Genomic DNA, 24,160 nt, shown 5'->3' with positions numbered 1-24,160 from the left:
CGGATCAGCTTGTCCGCGCAATGAAGTCGCAGGTTAGTTCCATCAGTTCAGCACCGACATCCTCTTGCAGAAAATGTCCCGCATCCGGCAGCACGACATGCGGCTGACCTGCCGCCCCCGGACACAGCCGCTGAAACACGGTGTCGATTCCGGCCATGACTTTGTCATCTGCCCCAAACGCCGTCAGAACCGGGGTGTCCAATTCGCGGATCACATCCCACGCCCTGCGATTCGGACCCGACGACGGGTCCTCGGGCGATGTCGGAACCAGCGTCGGGAATTGTCGCGCTCCGGCCTTAAAACGCTCATCCGGAAACGGTGCGTCGTAGGCTGCAATGGTGTCTTCCGACAATGGGGCAACCGTTCCGCCCTTGAGGATCCCACCGGCGGGAAACACCGGCACTTCCTGGCTGAATTGGCGCCAGTTCTCAAACGAGGCGCCCATCGGCTGATCCCCCGTCGGCAAAGCGGTGTTGGCCACAACGATCCGCGCGAATCTTTCCGGCATTTCAGCCCATAACCGCAGGCCAATAAGCCCGCCCCAGTCCTGGCAGAACAAAGTGACACTGCGCAGATCCACCTTACGGAGCCATTCCCCCATCCAGGAGACATGACGTTCATAGGTATAATCCCCACGCTCAGCCGGCTTGTCAGATCGCCCAAACCCGACCAGATCCGGTGCAACTGCCCGGTGACCCTTTGCGACAAATCCCGTGATCATATGCCGGTAGAGATACGACCAACTGGGTTCGCCATGCATCATCAGCACCGGATCGGCATCCCGCGGCCCCTCGTCCACATAGTGGACGCGCAACGTGCCGCCCTCCGTGTCATCGACCTGCAAGTAATGCGGCGCGAAGGCATAATCGGCCAACCCGTGAAATCGTTCATCCGGAGTGCGCAGAGCTTTCATGTCTCACCTTCTATCTTTCTCACCCGCCATTGAGGGAGTGCCGTACGTTCATTGCAGGGCCCACCTCATGAAACAGGTAAGTATCCCCCTCCGCAAGTCACCCAATGAGGACCCCCTTCAGCGCCCAACCTCAAAATGACCCGCCGGGACAGGACGCACGAAGCCCGTCGACATGCCTTCGGAACGGCCCGTCGATTGGGGACCCAAACCCATGCCGGCCCTGCCCCAAAAAATATTTTCCTAGCTTGCTGATTTTTTGCCGGAAAGGCCTTGAACCCTCCAACCAACAATCGTAGATAGCGCCTCACCGTTGGGGTGTAGCCAAGTGGTAAGGCAGCGGTTTTTGGTACCGTGTATCGTAGGTTCGAATCCTACCACCCCAGCCATGATTATTCCTAAAATCACGCACTGAATATTTGGCCACCTATTACCACGTGTTTCAGCAAGTTATCATCCGGCTATTCCAGCTGAGACCTGAGTTTATGCGCAACAATGGTCGATTTCGGCCGCAGTCTCAGTTCGCGATTCCAGCGGTACGAGTTTGGTGACTTTGGGAGAGTCTGTAGATCAGAGCGCAGCGAACCGCTTGTGCTGATCTTACCAAATAGCCGGGAAGCCCGACTTGATCAGGTAATCCGTGGTCAGGCCGTCAGGCTGTTCGCCCGCATTGATGGCATCCAGAACATCAGGTGCCAGCATTACCAGACCGACGACATCCTTCACCTGGCGTTTGGAAATTCCTTCTGTTTTCGCAATTTCAGAGAACATTCTGCCATCTACAATCATCGCTAACCAGCGGCGCGCTTTGATGATGTTGCGGACAAGTGTTTGATCGACCTCTGGCGGTGCATCGCCAAGATGCAGTTTCAGCTCCTCACCTTTGCGGCGCATCCGGAATGGTGCTTCGATCGTTAGTTTCCCGGCATCGACCTGATCCTCCCTGCACTCGATCAATCGGGCGAGTACCCGAGGATCCAGTTGCACGGTCAGGGACCCCTGTCGCAGGTCTGCCCGCGCAATCAGGTCGAGGCATTTCCTGACGGACTGGCAATCTCTGAGAAGCTCCGTCGATGAGGCAATTTCGGCCGCTGACATATCCAGTGCCATTGAAACCACCGCATTCGGTTGGCTCAGATGTTGACGGACCACTTCAGCCAGAGGACTCTCAAGCCGTTCTGCAGGCAGTCGACATGCATCCGGATACTTCTGACTGCGATCAGTCACCAGGCGCCCGGAAATGTAGTACCGCAAACGCCTTCCATTTTTCCGACTAGGACTGGGTGTCAGCCGATCTCCGGTCTCTTCAAAGACCTTTCCGGCCAGCAGTGATCGATTCGCTTCCCGCCTAACTCTGCGCTCCTTGGCTGCGCCATCTGTCAACAGCTGTTGCACGTGGGTCCACACCTGCGGGTTGATGATGGCAGGGTGCTGCCCCTCAAAAACTTGCCCCTTATGTCGGATACGGCCGGCATAGATCGGATTGCTGAGCAAATGATGGATGTGTCCGCGGTTAAGAAACTTACCGACATTCACGCCTCCGCCCGGGCATTCCCGGCGGCGCGAACGGAGACCCAGTGCCTCCGCCTGCTCTTTCACGTCAAGAATGCTCTGGTGCTCCAAATAGAGATCGTAGAGTGCCCTTATTGTTGCCGATTCTTCTTCGTCTATCTTAAGAGTCCGGCCATCAGCCTGATACCCCAGCGGAACATTCCCACCCATCCACAGGCCTTTGCGTTTCGAGGCTGTAATTTTGTCCCGGATACGCTCTGCGGTGACTTCCCGTTCGAACTGAGCGAAGCTGAGCAGCACGTTGAGTGTCAGGCGCCCCATACAGGTAGACGTATAAAAGTATTGGGTGACCGACACGAACGATGCATCCGCCGTGTCGAGACGGTCGACCAGCTTTGCGAAGTCAGCAAGCGAGCGCGTCAGCCGGTCGATCTTGTAAACAACAATCTGATCCACTCGTTTCTCGTCAACAGCCTGCATCAATCGCTGCAATGCCGGGCGATCAAGATGACCACCTGATATTCCACCATCGTCATAGTGATCCGGCAGAAGTTCCCATCCCTCATGTTTCTGGCTGGAGATGTAAGCCTCACAGGCTTCCCGCTGGGCATCGAGTGAGTTGAAATCCTGCTCCAGCCGCTCCTCCGTGCTTTTCCTCGTGTAGACAGCACAGCGGATACGTCGCATCACTGAACCCCTAAGAAGCGTGGCCCGGACCAGTGTGCCCCGGTGATGTGCTTTGCGATGGCTGAATGGTAGCGCCACATCTTACCGTCCATGACGAAACCACCATCCACAACTTCGACCTGTTAGGTGCGTCCGTTCCATTCCCGCACCAGATGTGATCCCGGTTTCAGAGTAGGTGGCGGCGTTTTTCCCAATGCGATTTGCCGCAGTCGACGCTCTGGTTTCGCAGACAGCCTTCCCAATTTCTGGTTCTGTAGTTCCCAGATCAGTACCCGTTTCACGAATTGCGGGGATAGGTATTTTGGCGGCGGCCGACCGAACACTTCCCGCCACAGATCAAGGCAGCCAGAGCGATCAAGGTGTTCAATGTCATAGAGTAACTTCGTAATGTCACGATCCGCGCATGTAACATCCATAGCGATCACAATTCTTTCACGATCCGATAGACCGTACCTTTGTCAGATCCTGATCGCTCGACAGTATGTCCCGCCTTGCGCATCATCGAAATCGCAGCGAGTGCTGAATGCGGTTGCCAGCCAAAGGCATTCTGAAGCTGCACAATTTTAGCACCAGCCTTAAGGGACAACAGTTTCTGTAATTGTTGCTGACGCGTCAGGCTGTTGCGGGCAGATTTGGCGGGTGATGTTTTTAATTCTGTTTCGGATGAAGTTGCCATTAATTTCTCCACTTTGCGAGCACAGGCTGATCCTGCGCCCAGTACCGAGTGGAGCCCGGCAAATCCGGGCGAATCTTGACGATTTGAGTACCGCTTCCGGACAACCTAAAGTCCAGTGTTTACGGTAAAACTGGGCGGAAGGCGGCAGTTCGCTACGGGTGCGAGGCATTGTTGACACAACATTAGAAGCCGGCATTTAGAATTTGGCCGAAAAGTGATGGTGTTGCCAGTGAGCAAACCAAAAGTGTCTCTCTTCTTCCAGAGCAAGGCCTGGCACGGGCGGGCATGGGATGGGTGGTGATGAGTGAGCGCGATTTGAACCGGGTGGAGGTTTTGGCGCAGGTCGATGACGGACTGTTAACTGTCGAAAACGCCGCGCCCGGCAAGAGAACCAGAGAGCCCGACATGCGGGATAAAGCGCTGAATGATCAGCGGATAACCAAAGTGATTAGAGATCGTGTTCGGACACTAACCACAGTTGCGCCTAATTCTGTTCGCCCGGCGCTGGGGTACAGGATGCTTCTCGACCATAGGCTTTGTGTGAAAGCAGCACGGGACAGACTGCTCAATCTCGTTCCCTTGTACTACGCTGAAGGTTGCGGCTCCCGCCGCTTCGCGGGCGCAATCAGACCACCGACAATCGAGTAACTGATATCTCACCAATTTGAGGATAGGCATCCTGGCGGATACGGACATAAGTGATCTCCTCTTCAAAATGTGTCACGAGCATCTCGTCGTCCCTCTCACCTTTAAATAATTGGGCAGCTTCGTTTCTATTGATGAAATTGTCCTGCACGATAGAATTATTGAGATTTACGGAGCAATTGTTATGCCTACCAATTTTGACCTGATTATCACTGCTGACTATCCGACCCGCAGCGCTGAATTCGTTCTCCGCAATAGCGACGGGGTGCAGATGGCATACAGGCAGACTGAGTTCGGCAACATCTCTGTCGGCCAGCAACGGGGCCTGTTTGATTTACGAAACTACCTGCGCTTTTACGTCGAGCGCGGTCACCAGCACGCCGCCATTGCTGAGATCGGCGTCTGCATCGCCGAAGAGGTGCTGGGCGAGGCAATATTCGCAAATCTCTGGGAAGCAACCAACCAGCGGACCCTGCGCATCCAGTTACCAGGGGCGGACGATACGGAAAACCATCTCGCCTCGGCGCTTTCCCGCGTTCCGTGGGAAATCGCCCGGCCGAACGCCGAAGGGGAGACCCTTGCCGACCGCAACCTCCTCGTCCGCGTTGTGCATGATATGAACACCCAAGCTTCAACGCCGATCGCGCTGGAGGCCGACGAGCCTTTGCGTGTGCTGTTCGTCTTCGCCGAGGCGCGTGGGTCCCGCCCGCTCGGCGCCCGCAGGGAGCGGCAGGAATTGCTGCGGCTTTTCAAACGTGAAATCTACCCTGACCGCAGGGTTGTGGCGGATTTCCTCACGTATGGTGTAACCCGCGAGCGCCTGATCTCCCAAGTTCAGGAGAACAACGGGTACCACATCGTCCACTGGAGCGGGCACGGGCACATGAACCTGCTCGAACTCAGCAAGCCCAATGGCCAGCCCGACCAACTCTCCGGCGCGGAACTGCTCAGGCTTTTTAGCGATGCCGGCGGCTTTCTGCCGCGACTGTTCTTCCTCAGTGCCTGCCATTCCGGCGACATTTTGCGGGTGAAGGATTGGAACGACTTCCTCGCCATTGCCGAAGACAAGGAACCGGACACGCGGGAAGCCAAAATCGGGGAAGCCGATACCAAGGACCTCAATCTCGCGGAACAGCCCGGCTACACTGGCACGGCCCATGCGCTGCTGCAGGGCGGCGTGCCCTCGTTGGTCGCCATGCGCTACGCTGTGGGCGACGACTATGCCCGCGAGACAGCGGTTGAGTTTTACCGGGCGCTTCTTGCCCATCCGCAACCCAAGACCGTCGCCGCCGCGCTGACCATGGCGCGAAAGGCGGTGTTAGACCCTGAGAAGTACATCCAAGCGCGCTTCAGCCCTTGCGATCACGCCACACCCGTCCTTTACGGTGAGGAACACGCCGACCTCACCCTGGCGCAAGGGCGCAGCCCGGCGCTCAATCAGCGCAATCATCGCCTGCAAGACATCACCGAATTGACCCATGCGGGCCACGCGCATTTCGTTGGGCGCATCTGGGAATTGGTTGGGCTCGGGGCTGAGTTCATCGGCTCCCGTACCGGCGCGGAAGTAAAACCTGTCGCCGTCATCACCGGTCTTGGCGGCATGGGCAAGACCGCGTTGGCTGCAGAGTCGTTGATGCTTTGGAATAGCCGCTTCGACTGGGTCCTGCTGTATCAGGCCAAGCCGAACCGCTTGGAATTCGAAGCGACACTGCGCGACATCCATATGAAGCTGTCCGGCGAACTTGGGCGTTACCATCATCACGTGAAAGCCAAGCCTGCCGATGCAATCTACCGCGACGCCGATCCGGAATCAGGCTTCACCGGTTCTGAGCGCCTGACGCGCCTGACGCATAACCTGGCGCGAGCTCTGCGTGACGAGGCCATTCTGATCGTACTCGACAATTTTGAGACCAATCTCAAGGACACCGATCCGACCACCCAGCTGGCCGCCTGCCAGGACCCGGCGTGGGACGCGTGCCTGGCGCTGCTCGCCCAAGACCTTATCGGCACGCGGTCGCGGGTGCTCGTCACCTGCCGTCGGCCGCTGGCCGCACTAGACGACCGGTTAGTGCATTCCGCGCTGCTCGGGCCATTGCCCAGCGCCGAGGCAGCGCTTTACCTGAGAGAGCACCCCGCATTGAGCGACATGGTTTTCGGCGGCGATGCGGCAGAAAAGGCGCTCGCGTTACGCCTGCTCAATGCCAGCCGATTTCACCCGCTGCTCATGGACCGTTTGGCGAAGCTTGCGGCCCTTGCCCCGCCGCGCGCGCAGCTGCTGGCGGCACTCGATGCGCTAGAGACCACGAAAGACTTCGCCCAACTCCCGGAGCTCTTCTCCACCACCAAGGGCGATGAAAGCGAACTCAGCTATCTCAACGATGCGCTCGCCGCCTCGCTGGATCAACTCATCCGCGACGTACCGTCCGATGCGCGCAGGCTGCTGTGGATCATCGCCCTGGCCAATCAACCCGAGACGCTGAGCCTGGTTAAAGGCGTGTGGAGTGGCGAGAGCCACGAGCAAGAAAAATTGCGGCAGATCAAGCAGATGCTCGACATGCTGCCGCAACTCCCCCCGGAATTGCAGGCAACGTTGACCGCAATGCCGCCAGAGCTGCGCGAGTTGATCGACGACCTGCCAACTGAGCAGCCGCAGAATCCCGACTTGGCACGGTTGTTGGCGCGGCTCGTCAGCGTCGGACTGGTGAGGGAGGAGCGCGATGAACCGGACGACGACAACCCCAACCTCACCTGCCATGAACTTGTGCGCGAAAGCATTCGCGCCTGGATGGAGCACCACCCACAGGATCGCGCCGGTTTGACCGCAAATGCGGTTCGCCTCGCGTTTGCTGAGCGTTTGGTAGCGACGTTTACAAGACTGCAGCACGAAAACATGGCGACCGCCCTACAGGCGGGCAGCCGGGCTCTCGTCTATAATGTCGAGGCCGGGGCCTGGGACCTACTTGGCAGTTTTGCCAGTGAGCTGGTGACCTCCGCAAACGATCCGCGGCTGCTCGAGGCGTTGCTTCCACATCTTCAAGCAGCGGCGGACTTGGCTCCGGAGGGCAGACCGCGCTGGCGCTGCCTCAGCAACCTTGCAGATGCGCTGAGCAATGCCGGCCGCCCTGATGCCAGCCTGCCCTTCTATAAGCGAGCCGAGGCTGAAGTGCGCGCCGTTGCCCAAGAGGGCGGCGACACGCCCCGACAGGCCTGGTCGGACCTTGCAGTCATCACCGGCAACTGGGCAAATTCTCTCGGTAATGTCGGTAACCTCGACGCCGCCCGCCAGATGCATCTCGAGAGTGCTGAAGCCGAGAAGAAGGCGGGAAGACCCGTGGTTAACAGCATTGGCAGCGAACTGGAAGCCCTGCGCATCGACATAATGCAGGGGAAGGCGGAAGTGGCCTTGCCGGAAGTCGAAATTCTGCTCGCGCGGGTCGAAAAATGGTGGCAGCAGCACTGTTCTGGCCGACCTGCACCCGAGGCTCCGGACAAGGAAATGCTCGGCCGGGCCCTGATCAGCGCGCTCGACATCGTCAGGGAGGCCCATTTTGCCCTGAAGGATTGGCCGTCAGCCCTACGTTACTGCGATGCCATTCTGAAAATCAAGCGCGCGTTAAACCGCGCGCCCGAAGACATCGCCGGCAGTCGGATGAACCGTGCCAATGTGTTGTCGGAAATGGACTGCTTCGACGAGGCCAGGGCCGAGTTGGAAGCCTGCCTGACAATTTTCCAGAACGATCCGTCGAGGAGGTCGGCAGTGCTCTCCTCGCTTGCCGACCTGTTCGACGAGCACGGCGACCACAGCCAGGCCATCGTCCAGGAGCGTCGTGCTCTGGCCATATGCGAACATCTGCCCGACCCCGCCGACCGAGCCATCTCGCACGGCAACCTGGCCAACTACCTTCAGCGAAGCGAGAACGCGTCAGACATCGCCGAATCCCCGCGCCACCGGTTCGCCGCTCTGCTTTACCGACTCGTAGCCAATCTGAGGCGCGACCTCCAAAGCTCGCTAAGAAACTATGCCGTCTATTTCCGCCGCGCCCACGAGGCTGGCGACAACCTGGCTGTGCTGAGTGTCGTCGAACTTCTCGCGGACCCAGCCTTTGCTCCATTGGAGCAATGGCTTCGTCAGCGCGAAGTGGACTTCGACGAGCTCCAGGCCAACGTGGACAAAATTCTTGACCAAGTCCGTGAGGCGGCTGTCTCGACATGACGCTTGCGCAACTCCTTGAGGAACTCGCTAGCGCGGTAGGCCTCGGCGACCGCAACCTAGCGCTCAACCTGGCCCGACAGATCGAGCAGCGGCTCGCCACTGAAGCCGCCGACCGCGCCGCCGTTGAGCGCCAGATTCGCGCCCTGCTGGCACAGATGGATGCCGCGCCGCCACCTGAAGACACCGACATCCTGACTTTCGATCCCCTGGCCGAGCGAAGCGCGGCGGAGGCGCGTGCGGACGACCGCTTCTATCCGCTATGGTTTGGCACCAACCGGCGCCCAGGTGCCGATGGAAAAAGCTTTACCGGTGAACGCAACGACCGCACCACGCTTGGGCAGCTCACCGTCCACGTGCCTGCCGCCCACCGCTTTGGTGAGATTGGGAGCAGCTTTTGGAGCAAGCTCAGGCGTTTTGATTTCCGCGATGACCGGTTGCGGCTGCACGCGCTCACGGTTCTCGATGCGGCGGCATTCTATGGCAGCCTATACGCGGCAACACAGCAGGCCGGCGCTGAGGGGGGCGAAACGCATGCCCTGTTCTTTCTCCACGGCTTCAATGTGAGTTTCGAGGAGGCCGCCATTCGCGCTGCGCAACTTGGTTGCGATCTAGCCGTACCGGGTGCCACCGCCTTTTTCAGCTGGCCCTCCCGTGGCACGGTTCTCGCCTACCCGGCCGATGAGGCGAGCATCGAAGCCAGCGAGCAGCCGATCACGAATTTCCTCGTTGACTTCGCCACGAATTGCGGGGCGGACAAGATACACGTTATCGCCCACAGCATGGGAAATCGCGGCTTGTTGCGGGCGCTGCAACGCATCTCGGCCAGTGCGCAAACGCAGGGGAAAGTGCAGTTCGGCCAAATCTTCCTGGCAGCGCCAGATGTCGACCGCGATCTTTTCCTGGATTTGGCGCGCCTTTACCCCGAGCACGGTGAACGCACGACGCTGTATGCGTCCCGGGCCGATCTTCCCGTGCATCTGTCGTCTCGCCTGCACGATGCGCCACGCGCCGGATATTTTGCACCCTATACGGTGGCCCCTGGCGTGGACACGATCGAGGTTCCGGATTTCGACCTCGACCTGCTCGGACACGGCTATTTTGCGGAGGCAGAGGCGCTTCTGCACGATATGTATAATCTCATGCGGCATGGCGAGCCACCAGCAACGCGCCAGCGCCTGATTCAGGCGGAGCATGAGGGTGGTCGTTTCTGGAAATTCAGGCGCTAAGCGAACGTTCAGAGAGCGCAGAATCCGCAGCGTCATAGGAGATCATGCATAAGTCGCGGATGAAGCGTTCATGCATAGATGTCATGGGCAGTAAACTGGTGCGGATTGTGAAGGTGTCCGCACTTCAGTCCTCTTTCATCCAAGGAGGTTAGCAAATGCGGCGAACGGCGGCTTCGACGAGCTGCACCGCAGCGTCTGCAGCGACGGTAAATGACAGGTCTGGGCCGCCCAAACGCTCTAAATCTCAATTGCTTCAGCAATTGCCAAAGCGTCCTCAATCTCAACTCCGAGACACCTGACTGTGCTGTCCATTTTGGTGCGGCCGAAAAGGAGCCGAACGGCGCGAAGGCTGACCGTCTCCTTTGTACCTTTCTGAACGGCGTAGAGCGGGCAGATACGATCCAGCGCGGTCCGCACCAACTCCTATTCGAACGCCAGTTCGATGGGTTTTTCCAGCTTGCCGTGGATCATATTTCTCTCCCGCCCTTAAAGAAAGCATGTCCGTTAGCTTTTTGGGAAGTGATGCAAGATCCTCCGCCCGCAACAGCGTCACGAAATTCTCGTCGTTCAACAAAGCCCGAAGAGCTTCCGTGATGAACATCAGGTCCTTGCGGGTTTCCAGCAACCAGAGAACGCCCCGCACATATTTCATTGAAAGATTGGTTTTTTCGCGCGATCTCCGCGTCTGAATATCCTCTGTTTTTCAGGCCGTTGATGTCACGGAGTAGATCCAGGGCCTTATGATGGCGTCGCGCCAGATTCTCAACAAGACTCATAATAAGGCCATCTTCGTCGCTTGCAGTGATCACAATTGCAGGGATTTCGCCCTGGCCCAGTTCCTGAAAAGCCTCGAGCCGACCCTGACAACATACAAGATCATTGCGAAGCCCATCCTCGCCATCTCTCTTTGCAACCGTGATTGGCCGCTTCAGCCCCAGCTCTGCGATACTGTCGATCATAGCTTCAAAAGCCCTTCGGTTACGAATGCAGGTATTAACGACTGAAATCAGATTAATGGGGATCAGTTCCGCGATCTGGGAAGCACGGTAATTCATCAAGCGGCCTCCGGAATTGGGACCTGAACCGCCATATCAAACAATGGAGTGAGTGTGTCGAAACGGTACCCTCTTTCAATCAGGCGACACTGTCCTGTGAATACTTTATGAGAAAGCTCCCGGCTATACCCGCCTGCCATGGCGCGCTTAACGCCTTTGACAATTGTCCAGACCGGGCTGCCGTCGTTTTCGAATTGTTCAGCGCAATACACGACGGAAATACCGGCGCGATTGCAGATGTACTCGTCGTAGGAGCTTTCATCAGCATCCTGAAACCGACCCCAGCGACTTATGTTTTGGACGAGAACTGTTTCGAAATCGGCACGCCCGGACTGTATATCGTGGATGAGCTGTTTCAGCCCGTCGCGCCCCTGAATTCGTAGGCCAATCTTACCTTCATCCGAGTAGGTTCGAACGATATCGATACCTCGTTGTCGCCGTCGGGCATACTGAGCAATGGCATCGGACTGGTTCTCAGTCGAATTGCGCTGGTGTTCCGTCGGCACGCGCACGTATTGCGCCCCCCCGATAGCGCGCAGTGTCTCAGGAGAGTCAGAGCTCTCGTCAAATTCGTCGCGCCAGTTCAAGTGCAGCGCACCTCCATTCGTCGAGTTACACAACTGTTGGGAATGGCCGTGAATCCTGTTTGCCAAAGCTTAATCGCCGGAATTCGGAAAAGTACTTCCGAAGATGGGCAACACTTTTCCAAACCAGGACATTGGCAGATGAACAAATTTGACTATCGACTGGAAATATCGGCGCTGAAATGCGAACATGGAGGATCACATCGGGCGAAAAAGTGTCAATGAACTGGGCAGGTGTCTCAGAACGAACCGCAACGAACTGGCTTGCCGGAGCCAATGGACCCGCTGGCGAACACCCGATCGAACTCATGCGGCATTCAGACGAGGTCGCGGAAACTGTTATGGCTCTATGTGGCCGAAGCGAAGTTTGTATATCTTTGGAGCTTGCATGTATTCGGGCCGCTCTTGTTTGAGTGCTGACAGCGGCAGACGAAATCATGAGGACAGAAACCTGAAAGGGCCACCCTTTCCCTGCGGTACCGTGAGTTTTCACTGAAAAGGCACAAGAGATTCCCTGTTTAGATGCCCCGGTTACTCACCCACAAGTCACTGATCTGTTTGCAGATTTCAGGTCTGCGGACGTAAAGTAACGCCAGAAAGGTGTAATTTCCCTGTAAATGTCCCTGTTTTCAGGGAATTTTGGGCGAGACTGGCTAGCTGCAAACTGCCTGCACAGCCGCCTTTTCCAGAGAAGCCAATTGAGCAAAAGCGTGCAAATTCGACGAATTTCACGCACAACGCTATCTGCAGACTAATTGCCAAGGATTGGTTTGCACTGCGCCCCATTGCAAGGAAGCTTCCTTTGCGCGCGTGTCCTGGTTGACCAACTGAAATGCTGGCTCTCCAAAGGCAAACGGCATGCTAGGCACAAGCTCTGCAACCGCTGTCGAAATCTCTTTCTATCCGCCATCGCTCACGTAACGCTCGTCGTGTGCTGGCCATGTGTTCTGAGCCTGATTTGGCCGCCTATCGACCGGTAATCCCGCCTCGCGATTGCATCTATTCCCGCGCAGCGCGGCGGCTGTGCTATACTCCGCCAATACGGACGCTTTGTTGTGGAGGTAAGTCATGATTTTTCGCTTAATAGTAACGCTCGGCATCGCGCTCTCTTTTGCGATGGCCGCGCCTCAGACTGCGCGGGCCGATGCTGGTGATTTCATCGGCGGTGCTGTGGTCGGTGGGGTCGTAGGGTACGCCATCGGCAAGGACCAACAGAAGAAAAAGGCGCGGACGACGACGACAACCCGGACTTATCGTTCGGGCATTCCGTCGACCACGCAAGGCGCGCAAACTCAAACGGCGCTCAACTATTTCGGCTATAATGCCGGACGGGTCGATGGCCAGGTCGGACGTGGCACGCGGGGGGCTATTGAACGCTACCAGGTTTCAATGGGTTATCCTGTGAACGGCTATGACTTCCAGCCTTACCAGCGCGACTTCCTCATGCAGGCCTACTACTGGGCGACAAGCGGCGGACAGGCCACAACTCAGCTTTCGGGCCAGCCGCTGTTGATGGCGTATCGCCGACAGGTCCAAACCGGTTCTGCACTGGCGGTTGCACCTCAGGCGCCCGCCCCGGCCGCCCCGGCCGTCCCGGTCGTGACGCAGCAGCAAACCGCACCGGAGGCGCCCGCAGCCGAAACAAAGACTGCAAGCCTGCCGAGCCTGTTCTCCGGCGGGACCACCGGCCCTTCGCTCGCCAATCGTTGCAGCGCCGTTATGCTTCAGACCTCAACCAATGGCGGCTATACGACTCTGTCCAATATGTCCGATCCCAATTTTGCGCTAAGCGAACAGTTCTGCCTTGCCCGCAGCTATGCGATGGCGCGCGGTGAGGAACTGTTGGGGGACGTCCAGGGATTGACGCCTGATCAGGTGGCCGACCAGTGCGAAGCGTACGGCGAAACACTTGCGCCGCAGGTCGTTAAGCTGTCGCTGAGTTCCAAAGCAGAAGCAGAATCTCAGATGCGCGAATTTGCGTTGGGCACCGGCCTTAGCCCCGAAGACCTTGCCGCAACGAGCAAGGTCTGCCTGGCAATTGGGTACCGCCAGGACAACATGGACAGCGCACTCGGCTCGGCACTGATGTTGGTCGCGATGGGCGAGCCTGCCTATGGCGAGTTGATCGGGCACCATCTGCGCGAAGGCTTTGGTGTGCAGGAACGCCGCGATCTTGCGATGCAGTGGTACGATGCAAGCCTGTCGGCGCTGGACGCCGGATCGCAGGCTGTCTTCTTGCCGTCCCAGTCTGACCGCCCGCAACTGTTGCGAGCGGCCATGACCGAAGCGCAATAAGGCAAGATTGTTGCGCACCCGCGGGCCGGCTGACTGCCCGCGGGGCCGGTCCACGAACGGAATCCATCGGTGGGTGCGCGCTGGATTCAGTGCGCTTGGGAAGAGTGTTTTTTTGATTGCAATGATCCAACGCCGTTGATCAGCCGCTGGCTTCGTTCGCTATCCACAATACCCTGAAGCAAGCTGCGCGTGAGATGAAACGCGGAAACGTGTAGCTGTGCCCCAAAGCTGCGCGCTCAGGACGTCGTGATTTGGCGATTCACCTGAATTGGCGCGAGCGGCATGAAAGCACCGGAACCTGATGGACATACCGCCAACCAACATGTGTCCCCGTCTATTTGGCAGGCGGACAAACGACCTCGATCAAATACGGGCCGTCGCTTGCCAGCCCATCTGCCAACCCCCTTGCGAAACTGCCGATATCGTCCGCTCTGACCCCCGGCACACCGTGACCCTTTGCCAGCGACACCCAGTCGAGCGTTGGGTTTTCGACGTCGAACATAGCCTGCGCGTTCCGACCGTATTTCTCGACCCCAACATTTGCCAGTTCATCGCGCAAAATCTGATACCCCCGGTTGGCAAAGACCACCACCGTGACATCAAGGCCTTCGCGCGCCATGGTCCAAAGGGATTGTAATGTGTACATCGCCGAACCATCGCCGGTCAGGGCGATGACCTTGCGATCGGGGCAGGCAATGGCCGCACCGGTGGCGCAGGGCAGGCACAGACCGATCGCCCCACCAGTACCCGCCAGCAGATCATGTGGCCGCGCCGTCGCCATCGGCGGAATGACATGAAACCCGGACGTCACCGATTCATTGCATACAATTGCGTTCTCGGGGATCAGGGCCGCAAGGGTCAGCCCCACCTTTTCAAGGGTCATTTGCCCGCCGGGGACGTCCGGCAGGTCCAGCGGCACGCGGGCTGGTTCGGTTTTGGCCGAAACACCAACGGCGTCCGCCAGGGCCTGCAGGGCCCATCCTATGTCGTCCGTTGGCTGGCACAGGTTTGCAATCAGGCAGTCGGCGGGTTCGGGAACGCTGGGCTTGCCCGGATAGGCAAAGAAGGCGACGGGTCTGTTGGTGCCGACCAGTGTGATTGACGAGGTGCCTTCCAACTGGCCGATTTTTGGCATTATGGGATAGACCAGTTGGTCCAGCCGAGCGGTTCCGGCCCCTTTCGATATGCGCGGTATCAAGGTATCCGCCAACAAACGGCAGCCAGTTGCGGCGGCGATCCGACCAGCCAGCTCGCGCTGCGCCCCAAACAGGGCCGCGCCGCCAATCATCAATGCGGCACCCGGGACCCTCAACCGATTTGCAGCAGCATCGATGTCGTCTAAGGAAGGCCGAGACAGGCGTTGCGTCAGTGCGGTATGGGGCGGGGTTTCTTCCACTTCGTTCCACGCGGTGTCCGCAGGCAGGATGAGAGATGCGATCTGACCGTTCCGGGATCGGGCCGCCCGGATCGCAGCAGCGCCGTCAACGACGACATCGGCGGCGCCGCCAGACACACGCGTCCAATGGCTGACCGTCTGACTTATCCCCGTTACGTCCCCTTTGAGCGGGCTTTCATATCGCAGATGGTGTGTTGCGTGATCACCGATCACGTTGACGATACCGGAGCCAGCTTTGCGCGCGTTGTGCAGGTTGGCAAATGCATTTCCAAATCCCGGCGCAAGATGCAGAAGCGTTCCTGCGACATCACGTTTCATCCGGAAATATCCGTCTGCCGCTCCCGTTGTTCCGCCTTCAAACAAGCACAGGACACAGTTCATTTCCGGATGTTCGTCAAGCGCCGCCACAAAGTGCATTTCCGACGTGCCGGGATTGGCGAAAACCGTGTCCAGACCGTTGTTCAGGAAAGTTTTCACCAATGAATGCGCGCCGTTCATGTGATCACCTTTTATCAACCGTGTCCTGGACTTTAGGTGAAACCCGCCTGCGGCGTAACCGAAATTGCGAAAGGCAGGTTCGGCACGTCGGCAGCGCCGAAAGCACCCGCAGCAATATTCCATTCAGTTGCTGCAATCCCATCAACCCTTGGCGCAATTAATGAGCCTCTGATGGGTCGCAAGACTTGATAGGCAATCCCCAGCGACACTTACCCGACAAGAAATTCACAGGCGTGAATGCAAAGCATGGTATGATGCCGGTGCGGCAGTTCGGGCATGACCAGAAAATTCTTGGGAGGCTACTCATGGAAAAACAGACGCTACCCGAGCGCCTCGTGACGGGCGAAGTGTTTGTGCTGGAGTCCGGGGACCCGGTTCCTGCGGCGGATGTCACCGTTTTCGATGTTGCGGATACGCAGGATATCCATGGCGGTGGTGAAGACCTGTGCGAGGAACATCTGCCATGGATACGCAGCGGTGTGTCGCTTGGGTCCTCCAGAACCGACGACTCCGGCCTGTTCGAGATCCGGTATGTCGAACGTGATCAGATCACCGAGCGCAAGCTGGTTCTGGTTGTCACTGCGCCACGGGAAACCGAAGGAACGTCCTCTCGGCTTCTGTTTTTGTCCCCACATATGCGCCGCTCACTGGCCATTCACGAAGAGTTCGCAGTGGGTGTCCCGGCCGAGCGTATCGCCGCCGCTCCAAAGGATCCCGGCGCCGCGATGCGCAAGGCCGCGACAACCGCTTTTTCGGCAGCGGCCGGAAACCGTTCGGCGTTGCGAAACACGCTACGCGGCTCAATCGACAAACGCCGCGTAGATATCGAGGCCGCGCGCAACAAAGTTCGGGATACGCTCGCCGATCGTGCAACAAAGCGGTTCACCCGCGCCAACGGTGCCGTGGCCGAGAATTACGTCGCCAAAAACAGCAACGTCCAGACGACACAGAAAAAGTCGATCCGGTCGCTGCTTGGCCGGATCGGCTCAATCCGCATGGAAGCGACCATCGACCCTGACACCGCCGGGCGGAATAAGCTGGTTGATGCGTCGGGCACCGCTGTGTCCGGGCTGACGAGTGACGAAATCCGCAAGGTGATCTACGACCGCACCCGGCATCCAATGGGCAGCGACTGGGCGTTTTATGACGGGTTGTCGCTGGATTGTCGCAAGCGCCGGATCGTTAAATCGTTTTCCAGCGCCGATAGCGACGGCGGCAGCGGCTCAGGTACTGGTGGGAACGGCACCTCATCCGCTCCTGCACCCGCAACACCGGAAGAGGTCAAGCGGCACTTATCCTCGCTTTTGAACGAGATTGCCGCCGCCGGCGCCGCGGCAACAGAAAACGAAGCAGCAGGCACTCTGGCCGGAATCAACGGGTTCGTGCACGGTCTGGAGTTCACGGGCGGCGCGGCGGACCAGACAGCGATTTTTGATTTTGAAACGCTGAACTTTGCCTTTGACCATGTGTGGCAGGATATCTTTGATCCGTGGTGGACAACTGTGCTGGCCGACCGGCTGGTCGAGGCCGGTAAGTTTGAAGTGGCACAAGCCGCACCCGTCAACGGTAATGACGGGCGTGACACTGCGGGGCGCGATCTGCTGGACGAGTTGACCTTTCAGACCGACAATATTCGCGCGGCGGCCGTTTCCGAATTCGGCAGCGATACCGCGCCGGACGTCAGCTATTCGGTTTTGGGTGGCGTGATGGACGGTATATCCTCGGTCGCCGGGGCTGTGGCCGGTGCCGCCGGGGCCGTGGTGGACATCGTCACCCCGGGCGGCGGAGATGGTGGTACCGGACGCCGCCGCGATCACCGAGACAGAGGCAGAGGCCGGGTGCGCGACCATCGTGGCCGCCGTTCGTCGCGGGAACGTGGCCGCCGAATGAAGATCCTCAACGCTTACCTGACCGCGTTGGATGAGGTGATCGCAGCGGATTACCCGTTCACCGTATTCGGCGCCGATGACAGTGGTCGGGCGATCAATTACGGCCAGATTGTCAAATACCGCCAGAGATGGGAGCCGAAATCCTATCAGGCCGGAGAATTGGTCAAGACCCTGCCGCTGGCGCCGCAACAGAAAATCAGCTTCTCAAGCCGCCGGACGATCAAGCGCAGCTATAATGAAAAACGCGCCCAAGCCTCTGAAAACACGTATAATTCTTCCGACAGCTCGACCACTCGTGACGTGGCAAAGATCGTCGACAATGCAAAGATGGAAACCGCCTATACGTTGGAAAGCAAGGCCAACGCCTCGGTGCCCGGCGTGGGCGGTGGTGAAAGCAAGTCGACCTTCTCGACCAATTTCGGCATGCAATCAAGCCGAACCAAAGAGACCTTTCGCGAACAGATCCGCAAGGAAAGTGAAAGCTTCAAAAATTCCTCCAGCGTAACCGTTGAAACGACGGAAACCGAAGAACTCGTTGAAGAAGAACGCAGCGAGATTCAGAATCCCAATGACGAGATCGCATTCACCTGTCTGTTCTATGAATTGCAGCGGCGGTTCGAAGTGTCCGAGAAGCTGCACAAGCTGACGCCGGTGATCCTTGTTGCTGAAGACGTCTGGAACCCAAGCGAAATCACGCCCGAAATGATCGGGCGCTACGACTGGATCATTCGCCGGGTGCTATTGGATGACAGCTATCGCGAAGCACTGGACATCATCACCGAGGGCGGGCTGGTGGCGAAACAGGCGGGGCTGGCCGATCTCGAAGACATGATGGAGGAACAGTTCGACGTCGTCGCGGACCTGCGCAAACAGCTTGATACGGGCGGCGTGGTGGAAAGCCGGCGGCGCAGGCGACGCTCGCGCAGCCTGATCGAGATTGGGTTGGAGATCGTCGGCCTTGGCGGCGGCTCGGCAAACACCCCGACTGAGGGTCTGCTTGACGAAGAAGAACGTGAGCGCAACGAGACCGAGGATGAGCTGCGCCGGCAGGAAGGGCTGCTGGAATCGGCGGTCGAGCGATTCAACGCAGCCTTCACCGAATTCGCCCGAGAGGTCATTCAGGTCAAGAAACTGCAACTGCATATCAAGCAGAACATCATCTATTACATGCAGGCCATTTGGGATCACGAAGACCGACATCAGATGTTGATGCGCCTGCGCAATACCCAGGTTCCGGTTATCTCGGGCGAGGTCAGCTATTCGGTTTCCGGCACCGAAGCGCATGAGGAACCGCCAGGCTGGACCAAACCCATCCGCATTGCCGCACGGGCGCGAAATTTCGAGGTGACCGACGATACCGTTGATCTTGCCGAGGTTGCCGACCTGTCCCGGCATCTGGGCTTTTTCGGGAACTATCGCATCTTCCCGCTGACCGAACTGAACCCGGTCAGTGAAATACTTGCGGTGCCGTTCCTGTCGGGGCGTGCGGGTGTCCGCGACCCGGACGCCGCGGCCAACATCACGGTCGGCGATCTTGAGCGATACGCCGGCTGCCTGCGCGAAACGATGGCGGATGCGGATTTTCAGGCCGTCCTGCCCCGGGTTCTGGCGACACTGGAAAGGCGGCTGGATAACGCGAGACCGGACAGCGAAGAGGTCGTGATCCCGACCGGGTCGCTGTTCATTGAACTTCTTCCGGGGGCGCATTCCGCCATGGAAACCTTTAAACGGCAGCATCGGGCAGTCGACGTGGCCGACGCGGTGGCGGATGTCATCACGAAACGCCTTGAGCATCTGCGCGTGGCCGCCCGGATCGCGTCCGACAAACTGTCAGACCCGACCACAGAAAAAGTCGTCGTGGCCGACCCGGACAATGTCGACATCGGAGAGCTTTAGGCAATGCCTATGGCATCTGGTGCATTTATGGGACCGTTCGGGAAAACACCGGACCCTGCTGCGGCGTTCGGTCCGGGCAAGGAAGGTACACTGACATGTCCGGAGTGACCAAAACAGGCCGCAGCAGGCAATGGATGGCTGCCTACGAACAGGCAATCGCGCAGGCGCAGCGCGACCCTGAAAAGGCGTTCATCCGGTTGCTGGCGCGTAGGATCAGCGCCGGCGACACCGAAGAAATCCGCAGACGGGTCAGGGATTTTGACGGCTGGGTCGCGGAAACGTCCCTGAACGACCTTCGAACGCTTGAAGCCAAACTGTCGGACCAGCGTCGTGGATTGGGGCGTCTGTTTAAGCTGGAACTGAGCACCTGGTTTCGCACACGCTTGCTGGGCGACATTCGAAAGCGGATCAGAAAGGTTGATCTGGGACTGACCGACAAAGCGCGGGGCGTATCCCGAAGGACGTCAGCGCCCAAACCCGGACCACGCGCAAAGAAATCAAAGCCCGGGAAATCGGCCGCCGCCCATCAGGCCGTGGCGGCAGACGCCTGGTTCAACATCGGACCTTTTGGCATAAACTATCCGTTGGATGACGGTCCCAATCGCGTGATTGTTCCGGTCACCGGTTCGTTTGAATCCCAGACCGACGCGCGCAACGCAATCATTGGCCCCGCCGAAAAGGCAATCAAGGGGATCGAACCCAACGCAAAGCTTAACGCACAGTTCGCGCCGGCCCCCGATGGCGGCCATCAATTGTCGCTTGTGTTCACCGATACATCCGCCTTCGAAGTCATGGCGGCAATGGCCGAAGTTCAGGCGCTGTATTTCAACGAAATCAACCGGACAAGGATATCGGAGGAGGAACTGGCGGAACGCGAGGCGGCGCAGGCCTGGGCGCGGCTTTATGCAAAGGTTGGCAATCTTCTCAATCCGATACCGTTTACCGAATTCACCGAAGAAGGCTTTGGTGCCACCAGCGATCCGACCAGCGCCATAACCGCGATCAAGGGCATCAAGGGAATCCGCAATCTCAAAGGTCAGGGTCAAATCAAGCGGCGCACTTTCAAGCCGTGGGTAAAACACGCAGGTCACCTGAAAAAGCTGAAGGACCTGTTTCACCGTGGCCCGGACCGCCGTGCGTGGAAGCGCGCGATCGACAACCTCAGCCCAAGCAAAAAGGCCGTTCTGCGCGAGCTTCAGCAAGCTGAAAAAGAGGTTCTGAAACTGATTGAGGCTGGCCGCCGGAAAGAGGCCTATAAGATTGTCAAGTCGAAACGGAAGAAAGCCCGCTCGCTCTACAACTCGGTACGCGACAACTACTGGAAAGAAGCCTCAGTCCGGCGGGAATGGAAGGCCGGCGGTGCCGATCTGCAAAAGCCCGCGCCAAGGGTTGCGGTCGCCGAAATCCAAAATGGACAAAGATTCCGAAAGGTGATGACGGTGACGATGGAGCACAAAACACGGCTGCACGACAATCCGTTTCTGGCTGTCAGTCCCGAAAACATCGCCTTTTCGCTCAGCTATGAAAACTCGGTCATGCTGGAATCCATGCGGCGGATCGCCAAGGGTCGGAACACGGTTTGGTCCAATGGACCCATCGAGACCCTGGTCCGGTCAATCGAAGGCGGGTTCGAATAGCATCCTGCGCCAGAGATGCCGGGACGGGTTTTGCCCCCACCTCAGCCTCGGTCACATCTCTGACCACAGCCAGACAGTGCGAAGGCGGTTCAACGAAAGTTCCTCTCCGACATCCGGTCGGTGCTTGAACGGCGATTCAGAACAAATGTCGGAATTGCATGTCGCGGCGCGTCCTTGCAGCATGGGACAAAACATGCGGAGTTGGAAATGATCTATGCAATCACGATTTATGGCGAGGCCGGTGTGTTTGAGGCGTTGCCCAAGAAACGACAAGACGAGGTCATGGAAGGACATGGCGCGTTACAGACCGCGCTGAAGGAACGGGGCGAGTTTGTGTCGATGAAGCTGATGCCGCCTACCTCGGCCGTGATGGTGGAACCCGCTTCAACCGAAGGCCAAACGCCGTTGATCACGGATGGGCCATTTTCCGAGACAAAAGAGAACTTTCTGGGTTTTTACGCCGCGGATTTCAAAGACCTCGACGAGGCATTGGAATACGCAAAGATGATTTCTTCGCCGGTCGCCCGGCTGGAAGTCCGGCCCGTCGCCTGGGCGGGGGGTGCGATATCTTCGGAATAACCCATGTCTGACTGGCTGGAGGCAGCATTTACACAGCAGCGCCCGCGGGCCATCGCGGCCTTGACCCGATACTTCCGCGACATCGATATGGCTGAGGAGGCCTTTGCCGATGCCTGCCTCAAGGCGCTGACGATCTGGAAACAGGATGGTGCGCCGCGCGATCCGCTGGCGTGGTTGCTGACAACCGCGCGGAACGCAGGGCTGGACCGGTTGCGCCAGTCGCAGCGCCGCTCGGCCATTCTTTCGCGCCACAACGAGGAGTTTCAGCCGGTGCCCGCGGAAACACCAGACCCCGACGAGATGCGCGATGATGTGCTGCGGCTGTTGTTCATCTGCTGCCATCCCGAGCTGGACCGCCGGGATCAGATTGCCCTGGCGCTGCGGATCGTTGCCGGGCTCAGCGTCGAGGAAATCGCGCGCGGCTTTCTTGTCAAACCCAAGGCGATGGAACAGCGGATCACCCGCGCCAAAAAGAAAATCGCCAGCAACCCTGTCGCCTTTGAAACGCCCAGCCCGCAGGAACGTGGGACGCGATTGGGCGAGGTTTCCCTGATGATCTACCTCATGTTCAACGAGGGGTGGTCCACTTCGGCCGGGCCGGATCAGATAAAGCTGACGCTCTGTGAAGAGGCGATCCGCCTGGCCCGTCTGCTTGTCGCATTATTTCCGGCCATGGGTGAACAGGTGGCTCTCTTGGCCCTGCTGCTGCTTCAGCATGCGCGGCGGCACGCCCGAATTGGGGCTGACGGTCAGATTGTGGCCCTCGACGATCAGGATCGGACGCAATGGGACCGCGCGAACATCGCCGAGGCAACCGGGCTGCTGCAAAAGGCGCAACGGATCAATCATCGTGGGGTCTACATCATTCAGGCGACTGTCGCTGCGGCACATGCACGAGCGAAGTCATCGGAAGATACCGACTGGACCATGATCGAGGCGCACTACGCAGCGCTTTACACGCTGTTGCCCACGCCGGTCATCCGCCTGAACCAGATTGCAGCGCAGGCCAAGATTCACGGGCCGGAATTTGCCCTGCAGGCGATGGACCCGCTGGCAAAGGATCTGGCGCGCTATCGGTGGTTCCACGCGATGCGGGGTACGTTATTGCAGGAAACGGGCGACCATCGGGCCGCGATAGCCGCCTTTGAAACCGTCCTGACACTGGAACCCACGACGCCCGAAAGCATTGCAGTTACGAACAAAATCGCCGTCAGCAAAAAAGAATTGGGGCAGTTGTAGGGAAAACGTCCCCTCGCCCGTCCTTGGATCAGACCCGCATGTCGCGGGCGCATACAAGGGAGATGACCATGAGTATTCTTGACATGACCACTGTCGGCAATTCCGGTTGGATCGGACATTCCGGCCCGGATCAGGGCAAGGCCAAAGCCTTCTACAGGGATGTGCTGGGGTGGACGATCAATGACATGCCGATGCAGGACGGCTCCAGCTATTCCGCTGCTGTTATCGGGGAAACGGCAATCGGGGGGTTCTCGCCCGTGCCGGAAGAAGATGGCAGCTGGACGATCTTCTTCACCGTCGCTGATGTCGACAGCAGCGTGACCACAGCTGAGGCCAAGGGTGCAACGGTCGTGCAACCTGCGATGGACATGCCGGGTGTCGGGCGGATGGCAACCCTGACCGATCCACAGGGCGCGCGCTTTGCGTTGATCACCTACGAAAGCATGGCGTCCTAGGCGCGATTGGAAAGGAGGTTTCAGATGGAACAGGCACCCCATATCGCGCTTGGCGTGACAGCTTTGTTTGTATTGATGAGCATACCGATGGCGATTGCCGTCGGCGTGCGGCGGACAAAAACCGGTATCCTTTTGCTGCATGGCGGGGATGACAACCTGTTACGGCTAATGCGGGCGCATGGAAACTTTGTGGAATACGTTCCGCTGGCGCTTTTGGCGCTTGCCGGGGCCGAAATTTCCGGTGTCGCAACATGGCTGGTCGCAACCTGCGGCGCAGTTCTGCTGCTGGGGCGTCTTATTCACTATTTCAGCCTGCGCGCTGCCGCGGACAGCAAGGGCCGAGCGATTGGTGCCGGGTTGACGGTATCCACGATGCTGGTGCTTGCTCTGGCAATCCTGTGGCAACTAGGAAAGACGATCTGATGCCGGTTGATGAAACCCTGAACCAGCGCATGCGCGACATACTCGTCGCGCATGTGGGTATTTCCGAGAAACGGATGATGGGCGGGCTGTGTTTCTTTCTGAATGGAAACATGCTGTGCGGTGCGCGGCGCCATAAGGACGGTGTCGGACGGTTCATGTTCCGGGTGGGCAAGGCAAACGAAGCGGCCGCGCTCGGGGATCCGATGGCAGAACCGATAATACACGGCAGCCGCAAGCTGGGCGGGTTCATCCACGTTCCCGCTCAGGATTGCGACGACGCCGCGCTACATCGCTGGTTGCAAATGTGTCTGAACCACGCGGCGGCGCTTCCTGCAAAATCGTGAA

The 24,160-nt window shown here is 58.5% G+C and carries 16 protein-coding genes, 1 tRNA gene and 2 pseudogenes; 11 read left to right on the top strand and 8 right to left on the bottom strand.

The window, feature by feature from the left end:
- Positions 1-4 precede the first annotated feature (4 nt).
- Positions 5-913, bottom strand: a complete 909-nt coding sequence (locus ACR0D8_RS00870) for a haloalkane dehalogenase (protein WP_480644027.1) — start codon at positions 911-913, stop codon at positions 5-7.
- Positions 914-1,224: 311 nt separating this feature from the next.
- Here ACR0D8_RS00870 and ACR0D8_RS00865 point away from each other — a divergent pair.
- Positions 1,225-1,299 (top strand) — tRNA-Gln (locus ACR0D8_RS00865).
- Positions 1,300-1,510: 211 nt separating this feature from the next.
- Here the strand turns inward: ACR0D8_RS00865 and ACR0D8_RS00860 are convergent.
- The 3 genes and pseudogenes from ACR0D8_RS00860 to ACR0D8_RS00850 form a co-directional block, all read right to left on the bottom strand.
- Positions 1,511-3,109 carry a recombinase family protein gene (locus ACR0D8_RS00860; RefSeq protein ID WP_480644025.1) on the bottom strand — a complete coding sequence of 533 codons (1,599 nt, stop codon included), beginning with the start codon at positions 3,107-3,109 and terminating at the stop codon, positions 1,511-1,513.
- Positions 3,109-3,525 (bottom strand): annotated as a pseudogene (locus ACR0D8_RS00855) (DUF2924 domain-containing protein). The gene ACR0D8_RS00860 and the pseudogene ACR0D8_RS00855 overlap by 1 nt, the downstream one beginning before the upstream one ends.
- Before the next feature lie 5 nt (positions 3,526-3,530).
- Complete coding sequence (locus tag ACR0D8_RS00850; RefSeq protein ID WP_480644023.1) at positions 3,531-3,785, bottom strand: DUF3489 domain-containing protein; 255 nt, start codon at positions 3,783-3,785, stop codon at positions 3,531-3,533.
- A gap of 829 nt (positions 3,786-4,614) precedes the next feature.
- Here ACR0D8_RS00850 and ACR0D8_RS00845 point away from each other — a divergent pair.
- Positions 4,615-8,643: a CHAT domain-containing protein gene (locus ACR0D8_RS00845; RefSeq protein WP_480644022.1), complete on the top strand. Its 4,029-nt coding sequence runs from the start codon at positions 4,615-4,617 to the stop codon at positions 8,641-8,643.
- On the top strand, positions 8,640-9,869 hold the full coding sequence (locus ACR0D8_RS00840; protein WP_480644021.1) for an alpha/beta hydrolase: 1,230 nt from the start codon (positions 8,640-8,642) through the stop codon (positions 9,867-9,869). The genes ACR0D8_RS00845 and ACR0D8_RS00840 overlap by 4 nt, the downstream gene beginning before the upstream one ends.
- A 237-nt stretch (positions 9,870-10,106) precedes the next feature.
- Here the strand turns inward: ACR0D8_RS00840 and ACR0D8_RS00835 are convergent.
- From ACR0D8_RS00835 to ACR0D8_RS00825, 3 genes and pseudogenes are all read right to left on the bottom strand, one after another.
- A pseudogene (locus ACR0D8_RS00835) lies at positions 10,107-10,232 on the bottom strand (integrase); the annotation flags it as partial.
- Between the two features lie 104 nt (positions 10,233-10,336).
- Positions 10,337-10,924, bottom strand: a complete 588-nt coding sequence (locus ACR0D8_RS00830; RefSeq protein WP_480644019.1) for a ParB N-terminal domain-containing protein — start codon at positions 10,922-10,924, stop codon at positions 10,337-10,339.
- On the bottom strand, positions 10,924-11,511 hold the full coding sequence (locus ACR0D8_RS00825) for a recombinase family protein (protein WP_480644017.1): 588 nt from the start codon (positions 11,509-11,511) through the stop codon (positions 10,924-10,926). Before ACR0D8_RS00825 ends, ACR0D8_RS00830 begins: the two co-directional genes overlap by 1 nt.
- A gap of 1,065 nt (positions 11,512-12,576) precedes the next feature.
- Between ACR0D8_RS00825 and ACR0D8_RS00820 the strand changes: the two genes are divergently transcribed.
- Complete coding sequence (locus ACR0D8_RS00820) at positions 12,577-13,803, top strand: peptidoglycan-binding domain-containing protein (RefSeq protein WP_480644016.1); 1,227 nt, start codon at positions 12,577-12,579, stop codon at positions 13,801-13,803.
- Between the two features lie 334 nt (positions 13,804-14,137).
- Here the strand turns inward: ACR0D8_RS00820 and ACR0D8_RS00815 are convergent, their stop codons facing one another.
- Positions 14,138-15,697 carry an acetolactate synthase large subunit gene (locus ACR0D8_RS00815; RefSeq protein ID WP_480644014.1) on the bottom strand — a complete coding sequence of 520 codons (1,560 nt, stop codon included), beginning with the start codon at positions 15,695-15,697 and terminating at the stop codon, positions 14,138-14,140.
- A gap of 305 nt (positions 15,698-16,002) precedes the next feature.
- On the opposite strand from ACR0D8_RS00815, the gene ACR0D8_RS00810 reads away from it, so the two are divergent.
- From ACR0D8_RS00810 to ACR0D8_RS00780, 7 genes are all read left to right on the top strand, one after another.
- Entirely contained in the window at positions 16,003-19,482 is a 3,480-nt protein-coding gene (locus ACR0D8_RS00810) for a hypothetical protein (RefSeq protein ID WP_480644013.1), read from the top strand.
- A 134-nt stretch (positions 19,483-19,616) separates the two neighbouring features.
- Positions 19,617-21,119 (top strand): hypothetical protein, encoded by a 1,503-nt coding sequence (locus ACR0D8_RS00805; protein WP_480644012.1) that lies wholly within the window; start codon positions 19,617-19,619, stop codon positions 21,117-21,119.
- A 207-nt stretch (positions 21,120-21,326) separates the two neighbouring features.
- Positions 21,327-21,698 (top strand): YciI family protein, encoded by a 372-nt coding sequence (locus tag ACR0D8_RS00800; protein ID WP_475158117.1) that lies wholly within the window; start codon positions 21,327-21,329, stop codon positions 21,696-21,698.
- A 3-nt stretch (positions 21,699-21,701) separates the two neighbouring features.
- Complete coding sequence (locus ACR0D8_RS00795) at positions 21,702-22,937, top strand: RNA polymerase sigma factor (RefSeq protein ID WP_480644009.1); 1,236 nt, start codon at positions 21,702-21,704, stop codon at positions 22,935-22,937.
- A gap of 68 nt (positions 22,938-23,005) precedes the next feature.
- Entirely contained in the window at positions 23,006-23,392 is a 387-nt protein-coding gene (locus ACR0D8_RS00790; protein WP_480644007.1) for a VOC family protein, read from the top strand.
- A gap of 24 nt (positions 23,393-23,416) precedes the next feature.
- Complete coding sequence (locus ACR0D8_RS00785) at positions 23,417-23,815, top strand: MAPEG family protein (RefSeq protein WP_480644005.1); 399 nt, start codon at positions 23,417-23,419, stop codon at positions 23,813-23,815.
- A complete protein-coding gene (locus ACR0D8_RS00780; RefSeq protein ID WP_480644004.1) occupies positions 23,815-24,159 on the top strand; it encodes a TfoX/Sxy family protein in 345 nt (114 codons plus the stop codon). The genes ACR0D8_RS00785 and ACR0D8_RS00780 overlap by 1 nt, the downstream gene beginning before the upstream one ends.
- Position 24,160: the final 1 nt, after the last annotated feature.

Source organism: Ruegeria sp. BG10 (assembly GCF_056538575.1).
Note: the sequence above shows the minus strand (reverse complement) of the source record. Positions and strands in the feature narration are given on the sequence as shown.